Origin of the sequence: Streptomyces sp. NPDC059788, assembly GCF_042732265.1 — a bacterium.
Taxonomy (GTDB): Bacteria; Actinomycetota; Actinomycetes; order Streptomycetales; family Streptomycetaceae; genus Streptomyces.
Map to the genome: position 1 here is coordinate 224,665 of NZ_JBHWHY010000006.1, position 25,834 is coordinate 250,498.

A 25,834-nucleotide genomic window follows, 5' to 3' on the forward strand; every position below is an offset into this window, starting at 1 on the left:
GAAGGAGTCCTTCCGTGACGGACACGACCCGCCCCTCGTCGTCGACAGGGGGGACCCCGGCCGCTGAGGGGACCGACACCCTCACCCGCCTGGAGCAGGAGGGTGAGATCGCGGCCGACTACCTTGAGGGTCTGCTGGACATCGCCGACCTCGACGGCGACATCGACATGGACGTCGAGGCCGACCGCGCCGCCGTGTCGATCATCAGCGACTCGACCAGCCGTGACCTGCAGAAGCTGGTGGGCCGGGACGGCGAGGTGCTGGAGGCGCTCCAGGAGCTGACCCGGCTCGCGGTGCACCGAGAGACCGGTGACCGCAGCCGCCTGATGCTGGACATCGCGGGTTTCCGGGCCCGTAAGCGCGAGGAGCTCGCGGAGCTGGGCGCCAAGGCGGCGGAGGAGGCCAAGGGCACCGGTGAGCCGGTGAAGCTGAACCCGATGACCCCCTTCGAGCGCAAGGTCGTGCACGACGCCGTGGCGGCGGCGGGGCTGCGCAGCGAGTCCGAGGGCGAGGAGCCCCAGCGCTGCGTGGTGGTCCTCCCGGCCTGACGGCCCGAGCCCCGAACAGCCTTGATGTATCCGGCCCCGTCTGTCTCGCAGGCGGGGCCACATCTTGTCAGCCTTATATACAGTCCAGAGGAAGGGCGATTCCCGTGACGGACGCAGCAGCGGAGCTCCCACCAGCGCCGGAAGTGGCGCGCGAGGTGTTCGGTGAGCGTTTCCCGGAGGCCGTGCGCTACGGCGAGCTGCTCGCCGACGCGGGCGTGCGGAGAGGACTGATCGGGCCGCGCGAAGTACCGCGGCTGTGGGAGCGGCACCTGCTGAACTGCGCGGTGCTCTCCGAGGTGGTGCCCGAGGGCGTCACGGTGTGCGACGTCGGTTCCGGGGCGGGACTTCCGGGTATTCCGCTGGCCCTGGTGCGGCCGGACCTCAAGATCACGCTGCTGGAGCCGCTGCTGCGCCGGACGAACTTCCTGCTGGAGGTGGTCGAGCTGCTCGGGCTGGACCACGTGACGGTGGTGCGCGGCCGGGCGGAAGAAGTGATGGACAAGCTCCCGCAGGTGCATGTGGTGACCGCACGTGCTGTGGCCCCGCTCGACCGGCTGGCGGGCTGGGGTGTCCCGCTGCTGCGTCCTTACGGCGAGATGCTGGCCCTCAAGGGGGACACCGCCGAGGAGGAGCTGAAGGGCGCCCGTGCCGCGCTGAGCAAGCTCGGTGTGGTCGAGACCTCGGTCGTCCAGGTCGGCGAGGGGGTCGTGGACCCGTTGTCGACCGTGGTGCGTGTCGAGGTCGGCGAGAGTCCGGGCGGAGTGCGGTTCGCGGCCAAGCGCGCGAAGGCGGCCAGGCCCAGCCGGGCGTCGAGGGGGCGGCGTCGCTGAGCGAGGCCTAAGGCCTCCGACCACCCCGGTAAAACCAACAAAACGACATAAAGCGGAGTGTCGCGCACAAAACGGACGCAACGCTGTCATCGTGTTTCACGTGAAACGTCGTTCTCTGCTGCATGGAATCATCAGCCGTGGTCGCGCGGCTGCCGCGCCGCGCGACCGGAAACCCGCACGGGTCACGGAAGTATCCACAGAAGTGGCTTCATCCACAGGAGAGCGGACCTCACTGGTTCACGACGCCGAAAGCATGGCAGGCTCTGAGCACTGCGAGCCTGATGTCGAGGAGAGTGAATCCTTGCGGTCCGACGCCAACATCGCGGGACCGATGACCGATCCGGTCCCCGGTCCCCGTAGCGAGTCGCTCGGGGATGACGTTTCACGTGAAACGCCGTCCCCGATGGACGACACCCCGATCGGTCGTGCAGCTCAGCTGGCGGTGCAGACGCTTGGCCGTACGGGAGAAGCGCTGCCCCGGCCCGAAGAGACCCGGGTCATGGTGGTCGCCAACCAGAAGGGCGGGGTCGGCAAGACCACCACCACGGTCAACCTCGCCGCCTCCCTGGCCCTGCACGGCGCCCGCGTCCTGGTCATCGACCTCGACCCGCAGGGCAACGCCTCCACGGCCCTGGGCATCGACCACCATGCCGAGGTTCCCTCGATCTACGACGTGTTGGTGGAGAGCAAGCCGCTGTCCGGCGTCGTGGTGCCGGTGCCGGACGTGGAGGGGCTGTTCTGTGCGCCCGCCACGATCGACCTGGCCGGTGCCGAAATCGAACTGGTCTCGCTGGTGGCGCGGGAGAGCCGGCTGGACCGGGCCATCAAGGCTTACGAACAGCCGCTGGACTACATCCTCATCGACTGCCCGCCCTCGCTCGGCCTGCTGACCGTCAATGCTCTGGTAGCGGGCGCCGAGGTGCTGATCCCCATCCAGTGCGAGTACTACGCCCTGGAAGGCCTCGGCCAGCTGCTGCGCAACGTCGACCTGGTGCGCGGGCACCTCAACCCCAAGCTCCATGTCTCGACGATCCTGCTCACCATGTACGACGGCCGGACCCGGCTGGCCTCCCAGGTCGCCGACGAGGTGCGCAACCACTTCGGCAGCGAGGTGCTGCGCACCAGCATCCCCCGCTCGGTACGTATCTCCGAGGCACCCAGCTACGGGCAGACGGTCCTCACCTACGACCCGGGGTCCAGCGGATCGCTCTCCTACCTGGAGGCGGCCCGGGAGATCGCCCTGCGGGGAGCCCCCCGGGCCGGTACGGGGACCGAGGGTCTCACCGTGAACTACGAACCACAGCACAGCATGTCGGAGGGGAATCAGTGAGCGAACGACGTAGAGGACTGGGCCGCGGGCTCGGTGCGCTGATCCCCGCGGCACCGCAGGCAGCGGACAGCGCCGGCCCCGCGGTGAGCCGGGGGGCGACATCGCCGACGGCGGTGCCGGTCCTGCCGCCGGACCGGGGCGTCGCGGCGGCCAAGGTCACCTCGATCGCAACCAAGGCCGTTTCACGTGAAACGCAAGAGCCGCCGGAGGCAGAAGCGATGCCGGACGTGGCGGAGGAGGTCGCCGGGGCGCACTTCGCCGAACTGCCGCTCGACACGATCACGCCGAATCCACGGCAGCCGCGTGAGGTCTTCGACGAGGACGCCCTCGCCGAACTGGTCACCTCCATCCAGGAGGTGGGCCTCCTCCAGCCGGTCGTCGTCCGGCAGACCGGCCCCCAGCGCTACGAGCTCATCATGGGCGAGCGTCGCTGGCGGGCCTGCCGCGAGGCCGGCCTGAAGAAGATCCCGGCGATCGTCCGCGCGACCGACGACGAGAAGCTGCTGCTGGACGCGCTGCTGGAGAACCTCCACCGGGCTCAGCTGAACCCGCTGGAAGAGGCCGCGGCGTACGACCAGCTGCTGCGGGACTTCAAGTGCACCCACGACGAGCTGGCCGACCGTATCGGCCGGTCCCGGTCACAGGTCTCCAACACCCTGCGGTTGCTGAAGCTCTCGAACTCCGTACAGCTCAGGGTCGCGTCCGGAGTGCTCTCCGCCGGCCATGCCCGCGCACTGCTCTCCGTGGACGACTCGGAGGAGCAGGACCGGCTGGCGCGCCGCATCGTCGCGGAAGGGCTGTCGGTGCGCTCGGTCGAGGAGATCGTGCGGGTGATGGGCTCCGAGCCCGCCGGCAGCACCAAGGCGAAGAAGCCGCGGGCCGGCACCCGGGTGTCCCCCGCCCTGACCGGCTTGGCCTCCCGACTGTCCGACCGTTTCGAGACCCGGGTGAAGGTCGACCTCGGTCAGAAGAAGGGAAAGATCGTCGTCGAGTTCGCCTCGATAGACGACCTGGAGCGCATTCTCGGCGCCCTGGCCCCCGGTGAGGGACGGGTGCTCGACAAGAGCCTCGACGAGGAGAACGGCGAAGAGGGCTGAGCGGAGTCTCCCGACCTCAAGGGCGGGCCGTGTTCCGGGCGAATCGCGGAACACGGCCCGCCCTTTGCTGTGTGGCGGTACCCGCTTACGCGGACCGTGGCTACCATGCGATCGGGTATGGCGCACATCCACGTGGAAACCCCCACATCAAGGAGTAAGCCATGCGAACGGTGAGCCGCACCGGACTGGTGGCAGCGGGCTTCGGCCTCGGAGCAGTCGGTGGTTTCGTCGGTGGCCTGCTCAGAGAGCGGGACGTGCGGACGGTATCGCACGGTGCGGCCGGCGAGGGAAGTGAGGACCTTTCTTCATGGGCCGTCGGCTCGTACCGCTCACGCTGGACAACCTTCCGGACCTCCCCAAGCGCTGCCGCTCCTGCGTCTTCTGGGAGCTCGACCCCGTCAGCGGGGAAGCCGCGGTAAGAGCGGGCCGTCCCGAGCTGGAGAAGGAGGCCTGGATCTCGGCCGTCCTCCTGGAATGGGGCTCCTGCGGCCGCGTGGTCTATGTCGACGAGGTACCGGTCGGCTTCGTTCTGTACGCCCCTCCCGCGTACGTGCCGCGCTCCACCGCCTTTCCCACGAGCCCGGTGTCCCCCGATGCCGTACAACTCCTCACGGGCTGGCTGACGCCCGGCTATCAGGGGCAGGGGCTGGGCCGGGTGATGGTGCAGACGGTGGCGAAGGACCTCATTCGCCGCGGCTTCAAGGCGGTAGAGGCATTCGGCGATGCCCGCTGGGAGGAGCCCGCGTGTGTGCTCCCCGCCGACCACCTCCTGGCCGTCGGCTTCAAAACGGTCCGCCCGCACCCCCGCTTCCCGCGCCTGCGACTGGAACTGCGCACCACGATCTCCTGGAAGGAAGACGTGGAGCTCGCCCTCGACCGCCTCCTGGGTGCGGTGCAGAAGGAGCCCGCTCTGCGGCCGCTCTAGAAACGGCCCGTACAACGCGAACGGGCCCGACCCCCGAGGGGCGGGCCCGTTCGCGCGGGATGCGGATGCGATCAGGCGAGGTAGTCGCCGAGCTCGCGCTCCAGCGCCGCCTTCGGCTTGGCGCCGACGATGGTCTTCACGACCTCGCCGCCCTGGTAGACGTTCATCGTCGGGATCGACATGACGCCGTACTTGGCGGTGATGGTCGGGTTCTCGTCCGTGTTGAGCTTGGCGATGACGATCTCGTCGTGCTCGGCGGCGATGGCCTCCAGCGACGGGGCGATCTGGCGGCACGGACCGCACCAGGTGGCCCAGAAGTCGACGAGTACGGGCTTGTCGCTCTTGAGGACGACCTCTTCGAAGTTGGCGTCCGTCACGGTCACCGTGGCACCGGCCATGGCAATCTCCTTACTGGATGGGGTGGGGCATAGGGGGAGGCAGGGGCGGAGTCAGGCGGAGGCGGTCTTCTCCGGCTCGGGGACGTCCTCGCTGTCCGAGAGCGCGGCGAGGTGCCGCTCGGCGTCCAGGGCCGCGGAGCAACCGGTGCCGGCCGCCGTGATCGCCTGGCGGTAGGTGTGGTCCACGACATCGCCGGCGGCGAAGACACCCGTGATGTTCGTACGGGTGCTGGGCGACTCCACCTGGAGGTAGCCCTCGTCGTCCAGGTTCAGCTGGCCCTTGAACAGCTCGGTCCGCGGGTCGTGGCCGATCGCGATGAACAGGCCGGTCACCGGGAGCTGCGAGATCTCGCCGGTCTTCAGGTTGCGCAGCGCCAGGCCGGAGAGCTTGTTCTCGCCCTGGACCTCGGCGACCTCGCTGTCCCAGACGAAGCTGATCTTCGGGTCGGCGAACGCACGCTCCTGCATCGCCTTGCTCGCGCGCAGCGTGTCACGGCGGTGGATGATCGTGACCGACTTGGCGAAGCGGGAGAGGAAGGTGGCCTCCTCCATCGCGGTGTCGCCGCCGCCGACCACGGCGATGTCCTGGTCCTTGAAGAAGAAGCCGTCGCAGGTGGCGCACCACGAGACACCGCGGCCGGACAGCTCGTCCTCGCGGGGCAGGCCCAGCTTGCGGTGCTGGGAGCCGGTGGTGACGATCACGGCCTTGGCACGGTGCACGGTGCCGGCGGTGTCGGTGACGGTCTTGATCTCCCCGCTGAGGTCGACCGAGACGATGTCGTCCGGAACCAGCTCGGCGCCGAAGCGCTCGGCCTGGGCGCGCATGTTGTCCATCAGGTCGGGGCCCATGATGCCGTCGCGGAACCCGGGGAAGTTCTCCACCTCGGTGGTGTTCATCAGCGCGCCACCGGCGGTGACGGCGCCCTCGAAGACCAGCGGCTTCAGGGAGGCACGGGCGGTGTAGAGCGCGGCGGTGTAGCCCGCGGGCCCGGAGCCGATGATGATCACGTTACGGACGTCGCTCACGGGTGTCTTCCTTGTCTCTGCCGACTGCTTGCTGGGGCGCTGGGTGAACTCTCACCCCACCCAACGGATCCTACGGGGCAGGCATTCCCGGGGTGCCCCGGCGCCCTTACCGCCGGTTCAGTCTCGCCGGTACGAGTGGGTCAGCAGAACCTTGCCAGGAGCCGGCGGTGACGCCGAGACGCAGGAGGACGAGATGACGTAGGCCGAGACGCGGTCGGGGTCGGTCGGGTGCGGCAGCACCACGAGGTAGGCGTCCTGGCCCTTGTAGGAGCTGTGCGTGGCGGCCAGCGGCGTTTCGGCCTGGCCGGTGCCCTGCTGGACACAGGACGGAACGGTGTCCGTCCCGCCGCGCAGCGGGGAGTCGGGGGAGCTCTGGGTGCCGACGTCCGGAGTCTTCTTGGCGCCGGACGCGGTGAGCAGGTCGTGGACGTGCGACTCCAGCGTGGCGGACGTCAGTGCGGAGGCAGCCCCCGCGCCCTTCTCGGTCGCCTTGGTGCGGGTGGCCTGCGCGTCATGTTGACCGGTGTCGGTAGCCGCGTTCTGGATGACGATTCCGCCCACCCCGATGACAGCTGCGGCGGCCGCGGCACCGAGCAGCGCCCTCGGCCAGCGACGGCTTCGGGGCCGGGTACCGGCTGCCCGGCGCCCGGGGCCGGAAGCGGCCCGGGGATGGCCGGCAGGCCGGGTGACCGGCCCGGGAGCGGTGGTGGCGGGCGCCGGGTCGGTTTCACGTGAAACCGAGGTGATCGTGGTCGCCGGAGTTTCACGTGAAACAGCCGACATCCGGTCCGGGGCGGTGGAGTCGAGGAGTGCTTCGGCCGCCAGCGCGGCGTCGATGCGCTCCGCCACATCGGCCGGCATACGGGGCGGCCCGGGAAGCGTGCCCAGCAAGCCCCGGATCTCCTCCAGGGAGGCGTGCACGTCCTCGCACAGCTCGCAGCCCGCCAGATGGTCGCGCAGATCGGCGGTGCGGGACGGGGAGAGCAGCCCGTCCGTGAGCGCGGAGATCTCGGAGACCTCCGGGTGCTCGTCCGTGTCGGTCGTCGAAGTCACGAGCGCCCACCTCCGCCCTTCACGGCATCTGTGTCCTTCGGCCCTGCCGCCTCTGGGACGGATGTCCCCTGCGCCCGGTTCCTTCCCCCGCTGACGGGTCTGTTATCCCCTTCACCTGGGCGCAGATGGGTGAGCATCGGCAGAAGCCGAGCACGGCCCCGTGCGCAGCGGCTTTTCACCGTTCCCGTGGGCACGTCGAGGATCGCGGCGGCCTCGGCGACGGGATAGCCCTGCATATCAACGAGGACCAGCGCCGCACGTTGTTCTTCGGGCAGGGTGCGTAGCGCACTGATCAGTTCCCGGTGCAGATCCTGGCGCTCGGCCGGTACGGCAGCCGACTCGTGCGGCTCCAGCAGCTGCTCCAGCCGCTCGGTCTCGGCGACCGGCGACGTCCGGCGGGAGGCAGCCTTGCGGGCCCGGTCCAGACAGGCGTTGACGGTGATGCGGTGCAGCCAGGTGGTCACGGCCGACTGGCCGCGGAAGGTGTGCGCGGCCCGGTAGGCGGAGACAAGCGCGTCCTGCACGGCGTCCGCGGCCTCTTCCCGGTCGCCGAGGGTACGAAGCGCCACCGCCCACAGCCGGTCACGGTGACGCCGGACTATCTCGCCGAAGGCGTCGGGGTCGCCGGCCACGTGGCGCGCGAGGAGGTCGCCATCGCTCGCCACGTCAGAGCCGCCCGTCTCAGGCCCCACATGTCCCCCTGCTCGCGCGGGTCGCGGATATGTGGCTCCATTGAAGCCCGCCGCGCTTCGAAAGTAAACGCCGGTGAGCCGCGAGGCCGGGTCCGGGCACAGCAGGTGCCACCCCCTGTTCCGGGGCCGCGTGCACCAAAACTTCAGACTTGTACGGGGACGTATTGCGTGACTTGCTGGTCCGGACAGGAAACCGAAAGGATCATGTTCCCGAATCATCGGGTCGTTGAAAGCGAGATGAAGGGCAAATGCTCGCTTGCCGGGTTCTGGTTTACCAGCGAAAGATTCACGGGATTGCCTCAGGAGAAACCCTGAACACCTCCTGTCGATTGCCGTAGCTCCGGCGCTGGCTTTGGGGGCGATCTCGAATTCGGCGTCCGCGTATTCGAAGGGGAGCTGTAGTCAGCGTAAAAAGCCGTCCGCGAAGACTTACGGCGGGCACGCCACGGTTGAGCTCCCCCGTCACCGGTGCAGTGACGGTCATGACTGGACGACGGCCGGCATGACGTCGAAGGGAAGCGACAGTGAGGGGGCGCTTTGGGCGGCACGTCTCCCGCAACGGCGGAAAGGCCTGGAAGGGGTTGGTGCAGAGGCGGGAGGCGATCCCGGACCCTGACGACACCGCCTCGATCGCGAACAACAATCTCCAGCACAACGGCCCCGGGCGCTCGGTGAGGGCCTGCGGCTACTTCGGCAACAATAAGGTGTATTGCACCAGCTGGAGCTAAAGGGTGGCTAAGGCCCTCTTCTGCGCATCTCCAGTCGATCGGTCGGCCGGAGACGCGGGCGTTTCCACGCTGCTCCCGGCGGCTATGGCCGGTGCTCGGTAACTCCCGCCCGCCCGGTTCAGCCGTTCCGTCCCGAGGCGGCGCGCCGGGGCGGTGTGGTGTGGGGGGGCGTCCGAGCAGTGCTCCGCACGCCCACGAAACGGGTCATTCTGCTGCTCGGGATCTTCTCTAGAAGTCGCCCGGTTAAGGGCTTTTTGGCTCGCCCAACCTTTCCCCGCTGCTCTCTTTTGTGCGTTTGCGTGGGCAGGGAATGCGCCTGTGTTATTCGAAGGTGGGCTCCCGCCGGCAGCGGCCCGCCTTTGAAAGTCGGCTGAATCTTGCGGGAAATCGGACGGATCAAGCCCTTCGAGCGCTCTGCGCAGAGCGCTCGAAGGGGTCAGCCGTTGACCTTGATCTCCGAGATGCCGCCCCGGTAGCCGTCTTCCGAGTCGTCGCTCGGCAACTCGGTGATGTGGATCAGGACGTAACGCGTCTTGACGGGCTTCTCCAGCTTCACGGACAGCGAGGAGCCGGCCTTCTCCAGCTTCGAGAGACGCTGTGGGAACGCGCTGAGCGTGGTCGGATTCGACGTGGCGGGGTCGGCGGCGAGCACCTCGGCCGTCTGTCCCGCCCGGAACATGCTGGCCTGGACCTCGGAGACGTCCTTGACGCTGCCGAGGTCGACGACCAGGCCGCTGCCGTCCGCCCGGGACGGAAGGTTGCCGAAGTTCGCCCAGCCCTTGAACAGCCCGGTCACCCAGGCGGTGCCCGGATCCCCGTCCACGGCGTTCGAGGCCGGGCTCCGGCGCCCGCCCACGGGGTCGCTGCTCCGGGGAGAGAACTCCGTGGCGTTGTCGATCTTGATGGGCTTCGGTACGGGCTTCTTCTGCCGGCCGCTCTCCGGCTGGGTGCTCTCCTGGTTGTCCTGGCCCTCCCCCTGCAACAGGGCGTCCGCCAGCTGCCAGCTCCCGAGTCCCAGCGCCGCGATGAGCAAACCGGAGACGCACCACTTCAGGGCCCGGCCGGTGCGGCTCTGCAGGGGTGGCGGCGGAGTGGGCACCGCCGCGGTCCGCGCCGTCGCGCCGACGTTGCGCGACGGGGGCTGACCGTACGAGCCCTGTTGGAAGGCGGTGCGCTGGTACGGCGGCGGCGAGGTGAAGGACGTCTCCGGCGGACGGATACGCGGTATGGCCGTGACGGCCTTCGCCAGCTCCTCCGGGGTGGTGCAGGCCGGCTCCTGGCGGGAGGCGGTGGCGCCGTCGTTGACCAGCGCGCGCATGGCCAGCTCGGACAGGCCGCGGTGCACTCCGGCCCGCACCTGGTCCGGCGGGATCATGCCGACGTCCTTGGGCAGCCCCGACAGGCCGTACGCGTCGCTCTCGTACGGCCAGCGCTGGGTCAGGGCGGCGTACAGGAGCGCGCCGATGGCTTCGGTGTCCGTGCGCTGCGGGTGCTCGCTGGTGATGCCGCGCAGCGCGGCCATGACGGCCAGGCCGCGGATGCGGTACTGCCCGGACTCGGTCCGCAGCACGGAACTGGGATTGAGCCTGAGATGGGACAGGCCTTCCCGGTGGGCGGCGGCCATGGCCTGGGAGACCTGGCTGACGAGCTGGTAGGCGTCGTGCGGTTCGAGCGGGCCGTTCGCGAGTACGGCGGTCAGTTCCGTGGCGTCCGGCAGCCACTCGTGCACGACGTAGACGAGGTCGTTCTCCTCGACGGCGTCGAGGACCTGCACGAAGCGGGGGTCGCCGAGCAGCGCGGCGGAGCGCGCGGCGGACAGCACGGGGCGGGCACGCGGGTGGTCCGCGGGCAGGATGTGTACGCCGACGGCACGGCGCAGTTTCTCGTCGACCGCACGCCAGCTGCTGAATCCGTCCAGACGGGTGACGCACTCCTCCAGGCGGTAGCGTCTGGCGAGCTTGTGGCCGCTGTGCAGTTCGGGCGGCTTGGTGTCGGCCACCGCGGCAGGCTGATCGCCGGTGCGTGCGGTGTCCTCGTCCGTGCCGGTTACGCTCTCGGCCTCCGCACCGTCGTTCGTGGCCTCTCCCGCCTGGGCGGTCAGCGGTTCCTCACCGCTCGTGTCGGCCACGTCGACGGCAGCCGTGCTCCGTTCCGCCACCGTCGTTCCTGCCTCCCCATCCGTTGCAGGCTCTACGAGCCAAGACAATTGTGCCCACAGTCCGCCACTATGCACGACACACGGTTGCGGCCGATGGTTGTGCCCGATCAGCGCCCCAGCTTGGCGCGCACCATGCCGACCATCGCGTTCATCTCCTCGACCCGCATCCGCTTCGCGGCGAGGAAGAAGACGGCGATCAGTGTGACACCGCCGCCGACCAAGGCGGCCAGCGAACCGGTGACTCCGCTGCCGAGCGCCATGGTGATTCCGTATGCGGCCGCGCCGCCGACCAGCGCGGCGGGTACACAGGCACCGGCGAGGCGGGCGTACGTACGAATGACATGCGGTCCGTCCAGGTCGCCGCCCAGCCGTGTGCGCAGCCGCCGCCAGGCAATGCCGACGCCGACGGCGTAGGCCAGGCCATACGCGGCGGCAAGGCCCACCACGACCCAGCGGGCCGGCAGGACGAGGAAGCACAGACCGGAGACCGCCGCGTTGACGGCGGCGACGATCACCGTGTTGAAGAACGGCGTGCGGGTGTCCTCGTAGGCGTAGAAACCGCGCAGGATGACGTACTGCGCGGAGTACGGGATCAGGCCCAGGCCGAACGCCATGATCACGTAACCGATGTTGGTGGCACCGGCGCCCGCGCTGGAGAACATCAGCGTCGCCATGGGGACGCCGAGCGCCAGGAACGCGAAGGCGCACGGAACGATGGCCACGGCGGAGGTCCGCAGGCCGTAGGAGATGTCGTCGCGGACGGCGGTGACGTCCCCGTCGTGCGCGGCCCGGGAGATGCGCGGCAGGACGGCGGTCATGACCGAGACGGTGATGATGGCCTGCGGCATCTGCCAGAGCTGCAGCGCGTAGTTGTAGGCGGTGATACCCGTGCCGGAGTGGCCCTCTCCCTCGGCGACCGAGCCGGCCCAGGTGGCGATCTGGGTCACCACGACCAGGCCGAGCTGGTTGGCCAGCACGAAGAAGAAGGTCCACTTGGCGAGCCGGGCGGCCTTGCCCAGCCCGTGGCCGCGCCAGTCGAACCGGGGGCGGAGCCGGAAACCGGCGTCCCGGAGGTAGGGGAACATGGCGAGCGCCTGCACGGTCAGCCCGAGCAGTGTGCCGATGCCGAGCAGCCGGATGGCGTCGGCGGAGACGTTGCCGGCGCTCACGCCGCTCTGCGAGAAGCTGCCGAAGACCCAGATGAACGCGCCGAAGGTGGCGATCACGATGACGTTGTTGAGGACCGGGGTCCACATCATCGCGCCGAACCGCCCGCGGGCGTTGAGGATCTGTCCCAGCACGACGTGCACGCCCATGAAGAACATGGTCGGCAGGCAGTAGCGGGCGAAGGCGACCGCTACATCCATCTGCTGGGGATCGGAGGCGATCTTCGGCGACATCATGCTGATGAAGACCGGAGCCGCCAGCACACAGACCGTGGTGATACCCGCCATCAGCACGGTGACCAGCGTCAGCAGGCGGTTGGCGTACGCCTCGCCGCCGTCCTCGTCGTTCTTCATGGCCCGCACCAGCTGCGGGATGAACACCGCGTTCAGGGCGCCGCCACCGACGAGGATGTAGATCATCGTCGGCAGGGTGTTGGCGACCTGGTACGAGTCGTTGAGGGTGCCGACGCCGATCGCCGCGGCGATGACGAGGTTGCGTACGAAGCCCAGGATGCGGGAGACGAGCGTGCCCGCGGCCATGACGGCGCTGGACTTCAGCAGGCTCGAAGCGCGTCCGCCGGAGCGCTTGGCGGGCGCGGAGGGTTCCGGGACCGGTGCCGGCGGCTGCTCCGGTACGGCGGCGGCCTGCTGAACCGGCTCCTGCTGCTGCGGGGCCATCGGCCGCTGGGGCTCGTAAGGACGCTGGGACTCGTACGGCTGCTGCTGGTCCCGGTACAGGTGCGCGAAGGCGTCCTGTTCCGGGCGCTCGTCGGCGGCCTGTGTGATCAGGTCGTCCACCCCCACGAACTGCGTCGTGGCGGCGTCGTCGCCGTACGGGAGGTGCCGGGTCGGGCCCTGCGGTTCCGGAGGCGGAGGCGGGGCCCACACCTGCGGGTCCGGAGTGTGCTGCGGGGCGGGCGGCTGCTGGTAGAGCGGATTCGGCGCCTGGCCGGGCGGCGGCGGAGGGTGCGCCGACCGGTCGTAGAAGACGTCGTTGACCGGGTCCTGGGTCGTGGGGTCCTGGGACCGGTACGGGTCGTTGGCGTACGCGTCGTGCATGTACGGGTCCTGGGGCGGCTGCCCCTGGGGCGTCGGCGGTCCGTGACCCGCGGGGGTGCCGTGCGCACCCCTGCCGCGGTCACCGTCGTACGGCGCATTCATCGCTGCCCCACCTCATCCGTCGCCGGCCATCCGGCCCCGCCAACTATCAACGGTCCACTTTCTCACCTGAGCCGGACGTGCCCGTGCTTTCCGAACCGGTGTCCGGCCCGGGGTCACTCGGCTGCACCGGCTCGTCACCATCCGTACCGCCGCCGTCCCCGTTGTCGCCGCTCGTCCCGTCGGGGCCGTCGTCACCGCCGGTCCCCTCCTCGTCGCGCCGGGAGCCGGCACGCTTGCGCTGGAGGTAGATCCGTACACCGGCGAGGACGAGCAGCAGTACGCCGCCCGCGATGACGAGCATGATCGTCGAGGTGATCTCGGTGACGTTGACCTGGAAGGTCATCGGCCGGCCGTACGGCTTGCCCTCGGACGTGTAGAGCTGCGCCGTCACCTGCACGGGACCGTTGGCGTTCGCCGTCGTGTCGAACTTGAACGACTGACTGTGGCCGCCGTCGACCGTGATCTCCTGCGGCTCGCCGGCGTCGAGCCGGTTGGGCTGCGAGGAGGTCAGTTCCAGCGTCAGGCCCTTGACGCCCTGCACCAGGTTGTTCTGCACCGTCACCGGAATGGTCGCGCTGCGCCCGGAGAGCGTCGCGTCCGACTTCTGGATCAGCCGCACGTTCTTCGTCAGGCCGTCGAGATAGGTGCGCACGGAGGTACGGAACGCCGCGGCGCCCGCCTCGTCGCCCCGCCACTCCGTCGACATCTCCCGCATGATGGCGTTGCCGAACGGGGTCACCACGCGCGGCGGCTGGGACAGCACGACCTCGAAGTCGTCCAGCACCGCCTGGGTGGCCTGGATCTGCTCGAAGGCTTCCGTGGGCAGTTCCTGCTTGCGCAGCGAGTCCGGGTACGCGGAGTTCTTGGGCACCTCGCGGTTGGCGCCCGGGTCGGGTGCGGCCTTGGCGGCGCCCGCCAGGTTCAGCGGCTCGGCCCAGCGGCCCGGTGCCAGGGCCTTCACCCCCGCGGCCATGGCCTGGGCCTGGCTGACCGAAGGGGTGCGCTGCGGGGCGACGACGATGTTGCGCTGCCGCCCCGGTTCCTGGCCGTTGACCATCAGGCTCTGCGCGAGGAACTGCTGGATGGCGAGGGTGGAGTTCTCGGCCTTGGACAGGTCGCCCTCGAAGGCGGTGGACAGCCGTGCGTCCGCGACGACGGCGGTGTTGCCGCCGCCGATGGGCCGGGCCGCCGTCGGGCTGTAGGAGAGCTCGTTCTCCTGGAGGCTGTCGCTGCGGGCGATGATGTTGTGGGCGCCGCCGGAGGTGGCCACGTCGACGATCGAGGAGTCGACGGCGCCCTCGGCGGGCCAGGCGAAGTCGGTGCGGGGCTTGACGCCCAGGATCGTCTCCACGGTCTTGGCGGCCAGCGTGGTGGCCGGGCCGAGGTGACCGAGGGCGCTGGGGACCTCCTTGCCGCGGTGGGCGAGGGAGGCCAGATCGGGGTCGCCGAAGGGGAGCGCGACGACCTCGTGGGTCTTCACGGCCTCCTCCACCTGGCTCAGCCACTGCTTGGCGACCGCCTGGTTCTTGCCGGCCGTGGGGCCGTTCGGCCCTTCGACCTTGTACGTCTTGGTCATCGCGTCGACGGAGGCGAGCACGTCGGGGTCGATGACGAAGGTGACGGGCAGGTCCTTGCCGAGCGCCACGAGCTGCTGGAGCCGCCCGCCGGGGGCGATCTCCGCGGCCAGGTTGTCGTTGCGGAAGACCGGGGTCTGCTCCGCGTCCGCGTCGGTCTCCGCGGTGAGGTGCGTCGAGGAGATCAGCGGCCACAGGTAGGTGAGCTGGGTCTTCTTCTCCACGTCGGAGGTCTGCCAGGGCAGGAACGTCCGCTTGGCGCCGAGCACCTGCTCGTACGGAGCGTTGCCCGATCGGCCGGACAGGGAGACGCCGAGCTGGTAGACCCCGTCGTCCCCGAGGTCGAGATCCTTGACCGGGACGTGGAGGGTGAAGGTGCGGCTGACGCCCGGCGCCAGCTTGTCGATCTTTTGGGTGCGGTTCGCGATCTCCGGGCCGTCCGTACCGGGCGAGAAGCCGGTGCGCTTGGCGGCCGTGTCGATGGCGCTGCGGCTGCTGAGGGCGGGCCCCCGCCGCAGGCCCACGTGCGCGTCGGTGACCGGGGAGTCACCGCGGTTGGTGAGCGTGCCGGAGACGGTGAGGGTGTCGTCCTTCTTCGGCGCTGTGGGCGTGAGGGCGTCGATGGAGACGTCGACGGTGCGCGAGCCGGCGGCATGGGCTTCGGGGGAGGCCGGGATCTGCAGCGCTGCCACCAGCAGCGGCACTCCGGCGATCAGTGCCGCGGCCCGGCGCAACCACCGACCGCGCGGCCGTTCACTCCCCTGGAACCCTGCCGCCTCGGCCACGCGTTCGCCCGTCCCTCGTCGTCGTCAGTGGTCGTCGGAATGTGCGTCCACGCATGGTAACGAGACCTGCTGTGGTGAAGTGCTGGGGACTGCTCCACAAGATCGCCCGTTGGACGTCCGCGGGAGGACCTTGTCCCCTTTTCACGGGGATGCCCGGCGGCGTGGACGACGGGAGGCTTCGCGCGACGCGGCCACGTACCCTGTTCTGTTGTGCCGAACGCCAACAATGACTTCCTCGCCCCGCAGCCCGAGCGGACCTCGCAGTCGACGAACGCACTGAGCCAGGTGCAGCGCCGTGCCGTCGGCGAACTGCTGCGGGTGTCCCCCGTCGCGGACGATCTGGCCCGCCGTTTCCAGGAGGCCGGGTTCACTCTTGCCCTGGTCGGCGGCTCGGTGCGGGATGCCCTGCTCGGCCGGCTCGGCAACGACCTGGACTTCACCACCGATGCCCGGCCCGAGGACGTACTGCGGATCGTCCGACCGTGGGCGGACGCGGTGTGGGAGGTCGGCATCGCCTTCGGCACGGTCGGCTGCAAGAAGGACTCGTTCGACATCGAGGTCACCACGTACCGCTCCGAGGCGTACGACCGGACCTCGCGCAAGCCCGAGGTGTCCTACGGCGACTCCATCGAGCAGGATCTGGTGCGTCGGGACTTCACGGTGAACGCCATGGCGGTGGCGCTTCCGCAGAAGGAGTTCATCGACCCGCACAACGGTCTGGAAGACCTGGCGGCGCGCGTCCTGCGGACGCCGGGCACGCCGGAGGAGTCGTTCTCCGACGACCCGCTGCGGATGATGCGGGCCGCCAGGTTCGCCGCGCAGCTGGATTTCGAGGTGGCCGAGGACGTCGTCTCCGCCATGAAGGCCATGTCGGAGCGCATCGACATCGTCTCCGCCGAGCGGGTGCGGGACGAGCTGAACAAGCTCCTCATGGGGGCGCACCCGCGCAAGGGCCTCAAGCTGCTGGTCGACACGGGAATCGCCGACCGGGTGCTGCCGGAGCTGCCGGCACTGCGACTGGAACGTGACGAACATCACCGTCACAAGGATGTCTACGAGCACTCGCTGACGGTTCTGGAACAGGCCATCGACCTCGAAGAGGACGGGCCCGACCTGGTGCTGCGGCTCGCGGCGCTGCTGCACGACATCGGCAAGCCGAGGACGCGCCGCTTCGAGAGCGACGGCCGGGTCTCCTTCCACCACCACGAGGTGGTGGGCGCGAAGATGACCAAGAAGCGGATGACCGCGCTGAAGTACTCCAACGACATGATCAAGGACGTCTCGCTGCTGGTGGAGCTGCACCTGCGCTTCCACGGGTACGGGACGGGCGAGTGGACCGACTCGGCGGTCCGCCGGTATGTGCGGGACGCCGGCCCGCAGCTGCGGCGGCTGCACAAGCTGACGCGCTCGGACTGCACGACCCGCAACAAGCGCAAGGCCAACGCTCTCTCCCGTGCCTACGACGGGCTGGAGGAGCGCATCGCGCGGTTGCAGGAGCAGGAGGAGCTGGACTCGATCCGGCCGGACCTGGACGGCAACGACATCATGCAGATCCTCGGTATCGCTCCCGGTCCCGAGGTCGGCAAGGCATACAAGCACCTGCTCGAAGTGCGGCTGGAGAACGGCCCGATGGAGCGGGACGAGGCCGTTGCCGCCCTTCGGGAGTGGTGGGCCGCGCAGGGCTGAGCGCGACGTTTCACGTGAAACACAGAGGGCGGGCAGCCCCCGTGTTTCACGTGAAACCGTCCGGGACCTACTTCGTGATGTCTTCGAGGCAGAGCACGACCTTGCTGCGGTGCCTGCGCCCGGTGGCCTCCGCGTAGGCGTTGTATTTCGTCAGATCGCACAACTTCTCGTCGGTGGTGTCGTCATGCACCTCGGCGACCTTGTAGGCGGCATCGGAAGCGGTGCAGTCCGCCTTCTCCAGGTCCGGCCGGACGGTCGTGCCGTTGTTCTTCATGCAGTCGCCGACGGCGGCCTTCTTGGCGTCCGAGCCGAACAGGGAACCGAAGGCTGCCAGGCCGCCGAGCGCCAGGCCGAGTACGACGAGGGTCAGGATGACGCGGGTGACTTTCTGGCCCGCGGTGTCCGGGCGCTGAGATCCGGGCGGCTGAGGCGCCGGGCCCTGCGGCGGCACTCCGTAGGGCTGTTGCGGGGGTGCCGACTGCGGCCAGGGGATGCCTTGCTGCTGTGGTGCCTGCGGAGGGTGGGCGTAGCCGCCTTGGGGCTGGCCGTACGGCGCCTGGGGAGCCTGCGGGTGCTGCCCGTAGGGAGGGGGCGGTCCTTGCGGCGGCTGCCCGTACGGCCCGGCCGGGGCCTGCGGGTACGGAGCCTGGCCGTAGGGATTCTGGCCGTACGGGTTCTGGCCCGGAGGCGGCGGCATGGTCACGTGGGTCCCCCTGAAAACGGTGCGTCACGGTGCGTGTTGGAAGCACGTAACGTATCGGGTCGCGAGAGAGCCCCCAGCTGCCGGTGTATCGGGGGACTTGTGCAGCTGCTGCCTATCGCCGCACGAAACGCATCAGCGCCGCGGCGGTCGCCGCGTGGAGCAGGGCCACGCCGGCGATGAGCACCCCGGATCTGCCGTCGGGCGGGAGCAGCAGTGCTGCCACGGCTGCGGCACCGACGTAGGCGACGTTGAAGAGCATGTCGTAGACGGCGAAGACACGGCCGCGGAAGGCGTCGTCCACACAGGACTGCACCACCGTGTCCGTGGAGATCTTGGCCGCCTGGGTGCTGAGCCCGAGCACGAAGGCGGCAACCAGCATCGGCCCGTACGCGAAGGCCAGCCCCAGGGCCGGTCCCAGGACCGCCGACAGCGCCGCACAGCACGCCATCCAGACCAAGGGTTTGAACCGGGCCACCGCCGCCGGGGTGATGACCGCGGCGGCGAAGAAGCCGGCTCCCGATACGCCGACGGCGAGCCCGAGGAGCGCCAGGCCGTCCGATTCGCTGTCGGCCCACGCGTACCGGCACAGCATCAGCACCATCACCGTCAACGCGCCGTAGCAGAAACGCATCGCGGTCATCGCCGTCAGGGCTGCCGCGGCGGTACGGCGCTCCGCGAGGTGGCGCAGCCCTGCCACCAGGCCGCGTGCGGTGCTCAACAAGGCAGCACCCACCCGGGACTGAAGCTCCGAGGGCTCGGGCCCGAGCAGCCCGGAGGCCATCCGCAGAGAGACCGCGGCAGCGCAGAGGTAGAGCGCGGCCGCGAACAGCACGACGATCGTGTTGGACTCGACTCCTGCCAGCCGGGCGGCGAAGGCGATGCCGCCGCCTGCGGTGGTCGCGAGTGTGCCGGCTGTCGGGGAGAGGGAGTTGGCCACCACCAGGTGCTCCGTGCCGTCGACGACGCGCGGCAGTGCGGCCGAGAGCCCGGCCAGTACGAAGCGGTTGACGGCCATGACGCAGAGGGCGGATGCGTAGAAGAGCCAGTCCGAGGCCTGCGCGGTGATCAGGGCGGCGCTGCCGACGGCGAGCGCGGTGCGCAGCAGATTGCCGTACAGCAGCACCTGTCGACGGCGCCAGCGGTCGAGGAGTACGCCCGCGAAGGGGCCGAGCAGCGAATAGGGAAGCAGCAGTACCGCCATGGCGGAGGCGATGGCCGCGGGAGATGCCTGTTTCTCGGGGGAGAAGACGACGTATGTGGCGAGCGCGACCTGGTAGACGCCGTCGGCGGCCTGGGACAGCAGCCGTACGGCCAGCAAGGAACGGAAGTCGCGCAGCTGGAGCAGTACGCGGAGATCACGCACAACGGGCATGGGGTCCAGCCTCACACAGCCCGCAGGCCCCCGGACGGAATTTCCGGGGGCCTGCGGGCACGGGGGGCGGCGCGGTGCTTAGCGCTCGACCTCGCCCTTGATGAACTTCTCGACGTTCACGTGCGCCTCGTCGTCGAAGTACTGCACCGGCGGCGACTTCATGAAGTACGAGGAGGCGGAGAGCACGGGGCCGCCGATGCCGCGGTCCTTGGCGATCTTCGCGGCGCGCAGTGCGTCGATGATGACACCCGCGGAGTTGGGGGAGTCCCAGACCTCCAGCTTGTACTCCAGGTTCAGCGGGACGTCACCGAAGGCACGGCCCTCCAGGCGCACATAGGCCCACTTGCGGTCGTCCAGCCAGGCCACGAAGTCCGACGGGCCGATGTGGACGTTGTCCTCGCCCAGCTCGCGGTCGCGGATCTGCGAGGTGACGGCCTGGGTCTTGGAGATCTTCTTCGACTCCAGGCGCTCGCGCTCCAGCATGTTCTTGAAGTCCATGTTGCCGCCGACGTTCAGCTGCATCGTGCGGTCCAGGACGACGCCCCGGTCCTCGAAGAGCTTGGCCATCACGCGGTGCGTGATCGTGGCGCCGACCTGGGACTTGATGTCGTCACCGACGATCGGCACACCGGCCTCGGTGAACTTGTCCGCCCACTCCTTGGTGCCGGCGATGAAGACCGGCAGGGCGTTGACGAAGGCGACCTTGGCGTCGATGGCGCACTGGGCGTAGAACTTCGCAGCGTCCTCGGAGCCGACGGGCAGGTAGCACACCAGAACGTCGACCTGCTGGTCCTTGAGGACCTGGACGATGTCCACCGGCGCCTCGTCGGACTCCTCGATGGTCTGGCGGTAGTACTTGCCCAGGCCGTCGAGGGTGTGTCCGCGCTGGACGGTCACGCCGGAGTTCGGCACGTCGCAGATCTTGATGGTGTTGTTCTCGCTGGCGCCGATGGCGTCCGCCAGGTCGAGGCCGACCTTCTTGGCGTCGACGTCGAAAGCGGCCACGAACTCGATGTCACGCACGTGGTAGTCGCCGAACTGCACGTGCATCAGGCCGGGCACGCGGCTGTCCGGGTCTGCGTCCTTGTAGTACTCGACGCCTTGCACCAGCGAGGCGGCGCAGTTGCCCACGCCGACGATGGCTACGCGAACCGAACCCATTCCGGTTGCTCCCTGTGATCTCGACAAGGTCCCGCGGACTGCGGGGACCTCATGTGGTGGTGTCATCGGACGGATCCGGCCGGGAACCACCCCGACGCCGGGGCAGGCCGCCCGTATCTGCTGACGTGTCCTTCTGGTCCTGCTCCGCGGGGTCCACGGCGCGTCGATCGTGTCCGGCGCGCTCGCTCTCGATCAGCTCGTTGAGCCACCGGACCTCGCGTTCCACGGACTCCATGCCGTGCCGCTGCAGTTCGAGGGTGTAGTCGTCCAGCCGCTCGCGTGAACGTGCCAGGGAGGTACGCATCTTTTCGAGGCGCTCCTCCAGCCGGCTGCGGCGGCCCTCCAGGACCCGCATCCGTACGTCGCGCGAGGTCTGCCCGAAGAAGGCGAAACGGACGCCGAAGTGCTCGTCCTCCCACGCGTCCGGGCCGGAGTGTGCGAGCAGCTCCTCGAAGTGGCCTTTGCCCTCCGCCGTCAGCCGGTAGACGATCTTCGCCCGGCGGCCCGTGAGGGACGCGGGCGAGGTCTCCGGAGAACCGCCCGTCTCCTCGGTCAGCCAGCCGTTGGCGACCAGCGACTTCAGGCAGGGGTAGAGGGTGCCGTAGCTGAACGCACGGAAGACCCCCAGCGAGGTGTTGAGCCGTTTGCGCAGCTCGTAACCGTGCATGGGGGACTCGCGGAGCAGTCCGAGGACGGCGAACTCAAGGATGCCGGACCGCCTGCTCATGTCCGCCTCCTTGGTCTCGTGCGTTCTTTATGCCGAGCTGATGTATCGATTCGATACATCCAGACGATAGATCGGGGCCACGGGAGGAACAAGAGGGGGGACGGTGAACGCCGTCACATCACCGTTTCGTTCTACCCAACCTGACTGATTTGGAGTGAATTTCAACAGTGGGCAGGTTTTGGCCGTGCGTAGTCTGTGCGGCAGCAGACTGCCGGGGAACCGTGGGGCGCAAGATGACGTCCCCGTCCTCGGTGTAGTGCGTCCCCATGAGCCATATGGGTGCCGTACGTCGGGGGGACCTGAAGCCAACTGCCGCCTTCAGGCGACGAGATAAATAGCGCGCCTGCCCGAGGAGTATTCGTTCCATGAGCGAGCACCGTCGCAAACCGCCCCAGCCGCAGGGCGGCGGACGTGCTGCGGCCCGACGAGCCGCACAGCAATCATCCGGGCGCCGTGCCGCGCCCACCCGCGGCTCCGCATCCACCCCCGGTCCGGATCCCGACTCCGGAGCGTACGGGGAGGAACGGCCGGCCGGCGGCAGAGCCGAGGCCAGGCGCGCCGCGCAACGCGGCGGCCGACGACGTGCTTCCGATACCGCGGCGATGGCCTCCGGCAGTGGCCGTGGCGGACGCGGTGGCGGCCGCCGTGCCGGTGGCGGTGGCGGCGGCGAAGGCGGGCGCGGACGGGGCCGGGGAGCGGGCAAGCCCGGCAAGAAGCGGTTCATCGACTACCCGCGCGCGGGCAAGATCGGCTGGCGCCGGTTCATGCCGTCCTGGAAGCAGGTTGTCGGTACGTGCATCGGCTTCATCGCGCTGATCGTCGGCGCGGCCGGCCTCGCGCTGGCCTACGTGGACATCCCGAACCCGCAGAAGGCCTCGCAGCTGCAGAAGAACGTCTACTACTGGTCCAACGGCAAGCCGATGGTGGTCGCCGGCGGTGGTGACCTCAACCGTCAGATCGTGCCGATCTCCTCGATCCCCAAGTCCATGCAGAACGCGGTGATCTCCGCCGAGAACGCCTCGTTCGACAAGGACTCGGGCGTCGACCCGATGGGTATCGCCCGTGCGGTGTTCAACATGGCCAAGGGCGGTGAGACCCAGAGTGGCTCCACCATCACCCAGCAGTACGTGAAGAACACGTACCTGGACCAGTCGCAGACCCTCAAGCGCAAGCTGACCGAGCTGTTCATCTCCATCAAGGTGGGCATCAAGGAGAAGAAACCGACGATCCTGGCCGGCTACCTCAACACCGCTTATTACGGGCGAGGGGCCTACGGCATCCAGGCGGCGGCGCGGGCGTACTACGGCAAGGACTGCGACAAGCTCACCCCGAGCGAGGGCGCGTTCCTGGCGTCGCTGCTCAACGGCCCCAACCTCTACGACCCGTACGTGCAGACGGAGACCAAGGGCGCGAACCTCAAGCGCGCCGAGGCCCGCTGGAAGTGGACGCTGGACCGCGAGGTCGAGGTCGGGCGTATGTCCAAGGAGGAGCGGGCTCCGATCCAGGAGTTCCCGATGCCCAGGAAGCCCAAGAAGGCCATGGACCTCCGCGGGCAGAAGGGCTACCTGGTCGACCTGGCCAACAACTACATCACGGCGAACACCAAGATCACGGACGTCATGCTGAAGAAGGGTGGCTACGAGATCCACACGACGTTCGACGAGAAGCAGGTCAACGAACTCGCGGCGTCCGTGGACAAGGTCACCAAGGAGCACATCAAGCCCGACAAGCGTGACGTGGACAAGTACGTCCAGTTCGGCGGCGCCTCGGTCGAACCCGGGACCGGCAAGATCGTCGCCATCTACGGCGGCAAGGACGCGACCCAGCACTACACGAACAACGCCGACTACACCGGTGTCCAGGTCGGCTCGACCTTCAAGCCGTTCGTACTGGCATCGGCGATGAGCGACGGCGTACGGGACCCCCACAACCCCGAACGGCGCACCCGCGTATCGCCGAACAGCATCTACAACGGCGACAACAAGCTGAAGCTGCTCAACTACGACGGGACCGTCTGGCACGACAAGGACGGCAAGGAGTGGCACCAGGCGAACGACGGCAACAAGGACGAGGGCAAGATCTCTCTCCGTACCGCCATGCAGTTCTCGGTGAACACCCCCTACATCCAGCTCGGCATGGATGTCGGCCGGGACAAGGTGAAGGACGCGGCCATCGCCGCGGGACTCCGCGACGACCAGAGCATGGCGAAGACCACCCCGACCTTCTCGCTGGGCACCTCGGCGCCGAGCGCCATCCGGCTGGCCGGCGCGTACGCCACCTTCGCCTCCAGCGGCCAGCAGGACGATCCGTACTCGGTCGAGTCCGTCGAGAAGGACGGCCAGTCCATGTACGAGCACACCAAGAAGCCCAAGACGGGCTTCAGCGCGGCGGTCGCGGACAACGTGACGGACGTCTTGAAGACCGTGGTGGAGAAGGGCACCGGTACGGCCGCGAAGCTGCCCGACGGGCGTGAGGCGGCCGGCAAGACCGGTACCACCGACGACAACAAATCCGCCTGGTTCGCCGGGTACACGAAGCAGCTGGCCACCACGATCGGCATGTGGCGGGTGGACGACCAGGCCAAGCAGCAGGAATTCCTGAAGATGTACGGCGTCGGTGGCGAGGAGAAGATCCACGGTGCGTCGTTCCCGGCCCGCATCTGGGCGGACTACATGGCGCAGGTGATGAAGGGCAAGAAGCTGGAGCGCTTCCCGGACCCCGCGCCGATCGGCCAGACGGTCTACGGCGACGGCATGAGCCCTTCTCCGAAGCCCACCCCGACCACTCCCCCGGCGAACTCGCCCACGCCCACGCCCACCAAGTCCGGGCCGTCCAGCCCGCCCCCGAGCCCCACGCCGACCAATACGTGCGCGGACTGGGACCTGAGCTGCCGGCACAACGGCGGAGGGACCGGCGGTGGTGACACGGGTGGTCGCCCGGGTGGCGGGGACTCCGGCGGGCCCAGCTCGTCACCCGACCCGTCCCCCGGCGGCCCCGGAGGCGGCGACGGCGGCATCTTCGGCAACTCGGCCGGCGGAACGTCGGGTGGACGACGCGGTTGACCGCTGACTGTTTCACGTGAAACACGACGGAGAAGCCCCCGGACCCGTGACGACGGCCCGGGGGCTTCTCCGCGTCCGGCCCAGGGCCGTACGGCAGGATGGGCGCATGACGAGCGTGCGACAGGACGAGCCCGTACGGCCGACGAAACGGGACGAGGTGGCGGCGGCCGGCAGCGAACTGATCGGTGGCCCCGCCGGGCGACGCGCGCTCTTCGGTACGGGCTGGTGGAATCCGGTACGCGTCATCGCGCTCGTCGCGATCGGGATGTTCGCCCTCGGCATGGTGCAGAAGCTGCCGTGCTACGAAAGCGGCTGGTTCTTCGGCGCCACCAGCCAGTACACCCACGCCTGCTACTCCGACATCCCGCACCTGTACGCGGGCCGCGGCTTCGCCGACGGGCTGATCCCGTACTTCGACAGGCTGCCCGGAGACATGGAGTACCTCGAATACCCGGTGCTGACCGGCGTGTTCATGGAGGTCGCCTCCTGGCTGACCCCGCACGGCGGCTCCATCCAGACCCGGGAGCAGATCTACTGGCTGGTCAACGCCGGCATGCTGATGGCCTGCGCGGCGGTCCTGGCCGTATGCGTGGCCCGCACGCACCGTCGTCGGCCCTGGGACGGCCTCCTGGTCGCCCTCGCCCCCGCCCTCGCGCTCACCGCCACCATCAACTGGGACCTGCTGGCCGTCGCGTTGACCGCCGTCGGCATGCTGATGTGGTCCCGCAGCCGACCCCTCGCGAGCGGTGTGTTCATCGGGCTGGCGACCGCCGCGAAGCTGTACCCGGTGCTGCTGCTCGGACCGCTGCTCGTCCTGTGCTGGCGGTCGGGACAGTGGCGTGCCTACGGCAAGGCCGTGGCCGGGGCCGCGGCGGCCTGGCTGGTGGTCAACGTGCCGGTGATGATCACGCACGACGCCTCCGGCTTCCACATCCGGGAGGGCTGGGCGAAGTTCTACACCTTCAGCCAGGAGCGGCCCATCGACTTCGGGTCGATCTGGCTGCTCATCTCCCAGCGCACCGGCAACCCGCTGGAGGACGCGAACACCTACGCGACGCTGCTGATGATCCTGGGGTGCGGCGCCCTGGCGCTGCTCACCTTCTACGCGCCGCGCCGGCCACGGTTCGCACAGCTCGCCTTCCTGGTCGTCGCGCTGTTCATCCTCACCAACAAGGTCTACTCGCCGCAGTACGTGCTGTGGCTGATCCCGCTCGCCGCACTCGCGCGGCCACGCTGGCGCGACTTCCTGATCTGGCAGGCGTGCGAGGTCATGTACTTCCTCGGTATCTGGATGTACCTCGCCTACACCAACAACGGCGACAAGCATCAAGGACTACCGCTGGAGGGCTACCAACTGGCGATGATCCTCCACCTGCTGGGGACGCTGTACGTGTGCGCCGTGGTCGTGCGCGATGTGCTGCTGCCGGAGCGGGACGTCGTACGAAGGGACGGTGACGACGATCCGTCGGGCGGCGTGCTGGACCACGCGCCGGACGTCTTCGTACTGGGCCGCGCGCGCCATCTGCCGCGACACGCGGTGCAGTTCGAGGGGGCATCGCAGGTCCGCTGGGGTGTGGCCAGGGATTCCCTGCACCGGTAGCCACGCATACGAAAGGGGCCCGGGCCGCAGATTTCTCCGCGGCCCGGGCCCC

The 25,834-nt window shown here is 69.1% G+C and carries 19 protein-coding genes; 8 read left to right on the forward strand and 11 right to left on the reverse strand.

Features of this window, described 5'->3' with window-relative positions:
• Positions 1 to 14: 14 nt before the first annotated feature.
• The 5 genes from ACFV57_RS07925 to ACFV57_RS07945 all read left to right on the forward strand — a co-directional run bounded on the left by ACFV57_RS07925 (position 15) and on the right by ACFV57_RS07945 (position 4,730).
• Positions 15 to 548 (forward strand): protein jag, encoded by a 534-nt coding sequence (locus tag ACFV57_RS07925; protein ID WP_385226867.1) that lies wholly within the window; start codon positions 15 to 17, stop codon positions 546 to 548.
• Between the two features lie 104 nt (positions 549 to 652).
• Complete coding sequence (gene rsmG / locus ACFV57_RS07930) at positions 653 to 1,378, forward strand: 16S rRNA (guanine(527)-N(7))-methyltransferase RsmG (RefSeq protein WP_385226869.1); 726 nt, start codon at positions 653 to 655, stop codon at positions 1,376 to 1,378.
• Positions 1,379 to 1,631: 253 nt separating this feature from the next.
• Positions 1,632 to 2,708, forward strand: a complete 1,077-nt coding sequence (locus ACFV57_RS07935) for an AAA family ATPase (protein WP_385226871.1) — start codon at positions 1,632 to 1,634, stop codon at positions 2,706 to 2,708.
• Positions 2,705 to 3,805, forward strand: coding sequence for a ParB/RepB/Spo0J family partition protein (locus ACFV57_RS07940; RefSeq protein ID WP_385226873.1), 1,101 nt, complete (start codon positions 2,705 to 2,707; stop codon positions 3,803 to 3,805). The genes ACFV57_RS07935 and ACFV57_RS07940 overlap by 4 nt, the downstream gene beginning before the upstream one ends.
• 307 nt (positions 3,806 to 4,112) lie before the next feature.
• Positions 4,113 to 4,730: a GNAT family N-acetyltransferase gene (locus tag ACFV57_RS07945; RefSeq protein ID WP_385226875.1), complete on the forward strand. Its 618-nt coding sequence runs from the start codon at positions 4,113 to 4,115 to the stop codon at positions 4,728 to 4,730.
• Positions 4,731 to 4,801: 71 nt separating this feature from the next.
• On the opposite strand, the gene trxA is transcribed toward ACFV57_RS07945, so the two are convergent.
• From trxA to ACFV57_RS07980, 7 genes are all read right to left on the reverse strand, one after another.
• Positions 4,802 to 5,128, reverse strand: coding sequence for a thioredoxin (gene trxA / locus ACFV57_RS07950; protein ID WP_385226877.1), 327 nt, complete (start codon positions 5,126 to 5,128; stop codon positions 4,802 to 4,804).
• Between the two features lie 51 nt (positions 5,129 to 5,179).
• Positions 5,180 to 6,154 (reverse strand): thioredoxin-disulfide reductase, encoded by a 975-nt coding sequence (gene trxB / locus ACFV57_RS07955; protein ID WP_385226879.1) that lies wholly within the window; start codon positions 6,152 to 6,154, stop codon positions 5,180 to 5,182.
• A 117-nt stretch (positions 6,155 to 6,271) separates the two neighbouring features.
• The gene (locus ACFV57_RS07960) at positions 6,272 to 7,207 is read right to left on the reverse strand and encodes an anti-sigma factor family protein (protein WP_385226882.1); all 936 of its coding nucleotides are present in this window, start codon (positions 7,205 to 7,207) and stop codon (positions 6,272 to 6,274) included.
• Complete coding sequence (gene sigM / locus ACFV57_RS07965; protein WP_385226885.1) at positions 7,204 to 7,899, reverse strand: RNA polymerase sigma factor SigM; 696 nt, start codon at positions 7,897 to 7,899, stop codon at positions 7,204 to 7,206. Before sigM ends, ACFV57_RS07960 begins: the two co-directional genes overlap by 4 nt.
• A 1,164-nt stretch (positions 7,900 to 9,063) precedes the next feature.
• Entirely contained in the window at positions 9,064 to 10,785 is a 1,722-nt protein-coding gene (locus ACFV57_RS07970) for a protein kinase family protein (protein WP_385226888.1), read from the reverse strand.
• Between the two features lie 107 nt (positions 10,786 to 10,892).
• Entirely contained in the window at positions 10,893 to 13,112 is a 2,220-nt protein-coding gene (murJ, locus tag ACFV57_RS07975; RefSeq protein WP_385226891.1) for a murein biosynthesis integral membrane protein MurJ, read from the reverse strand.
• A 46-nt stretch (positions 13,113 to 13,158) separates the two neighbouring features.
• A complete protein-coding gene (locus ACFV57_RS07980) occupies positions 13,159 to 15,471 on the reverse strand; it encodes a DUF6049 family protein (RefSeq protein WP_385226894.1) in 2,313 nt (770 codons plus the stop codon).
• Between the two features lie 210 nt (positions 15,472 to 15,681).
• On the opposite strand from ACFV57_RS07980, the gene ACFV57_RS07985 reads away from it, so the two are divergent.
• Positions 15,682 to 17,157 carry a CCA tRNA nucleotidyltransferase gene (locus ACFV57_RS07985; RefSeq protein WP_385226897.1) on the forward strand — a complete coding sequence of 492 codons (1,476 nt, stop codon included), beginning with the start codon at positions 15,682 to 15,684 and terminating at the stop codon, positions 17,155 to 17,157.
• 67 nt (positions 17,158 to 17,224) lie between these two features.
• On the opposite strand, the gene ACFV57_RS07990 is transcribed toward ACFV57_RS07985, so the two are convergent.
• From ACFV57_RS07990 to ACFV57_RS08005, 4 genes are all read right to left on the reverse strand, one after another.
• Positions 17,225 to 17,854, reverse strand: coding sequence for a hypothetical protein (locus ACFV57_RS07990; RefSeq protein ID WP_385226899.1), 630 nt, complete (start codon positions 17,852 to 17,854; stop codon positions 17,225 to 17,227).
• Between the two features lie 118 nt (positions 17,855 to 17,972).
• Entirely contained in the window at positions 17,973 to 19,232 is a 1,260-nt protein-coding gene (locus tag ACFV57_RS07995) for an MFS transporter (protein ID WP_385226902.1), read from the reverse strand.
• Between the two features lie 78 nt (positions 19,233 to 19,310).
• Positions 19,311 to 20,393: an inositol-3-phosphate synthase gene (locus ACFV57_RS08000; RefSeq protein WP_385226905.1), complete on the reverse strand. Its 1,083-nt coding sequence runs from the start codon at positions 20,391 to 20,393 to the stop codon at positions 19,311 to 19,313.
• 49 nt (positions 20,394 to 20,442) lie between these two features.
• Positions 20,443 to 21,120, reverse strand: a complete 678-nt coding sequence (locus tag ACFV57_RS08005; protein ID WP_385226909.1) for a helix-turn-helix transcriptional regulator — start codon at positions 21,118 to 21,120, stop codon at positions 20,443 to 20,445.
• 365 nt (positions 21,121 to 21,485) lie between these two features.
• Between ACFV57_RS08005 and ACFV57_RS08010 the strand changes: the two genes are divergently transcribed.
• Together ACFV57_RS08010 and ACFV57_RS08015 are read left to right on the forward strand one after the other, a co-directional pair.
• On the forward strand, positions 21,486 to 24,182 hold the full coding sequence (locus ACFV57_RS08010; protein WP_385226912.1) for a transglycosylase domain-containing protein: 2,697 nt from the start codon (positions 21,486 to 21,488) through the stop codon (positions 24,180 to 24,182).
• 106 nt (positions 24,183 to 24,288) lie between these two features.
• Entirely contained in the window at positions 24,289 to 25,782 is a 1,494-nt protein-coding gene (locus tag ACFV57_RS08015; protein ID WP_385226914.1) for a glycosyltransferase family 87 protein, read from the forward strand.
• Positions 25,783 to 25,834 lie beyond the last annotated feature (52 nt).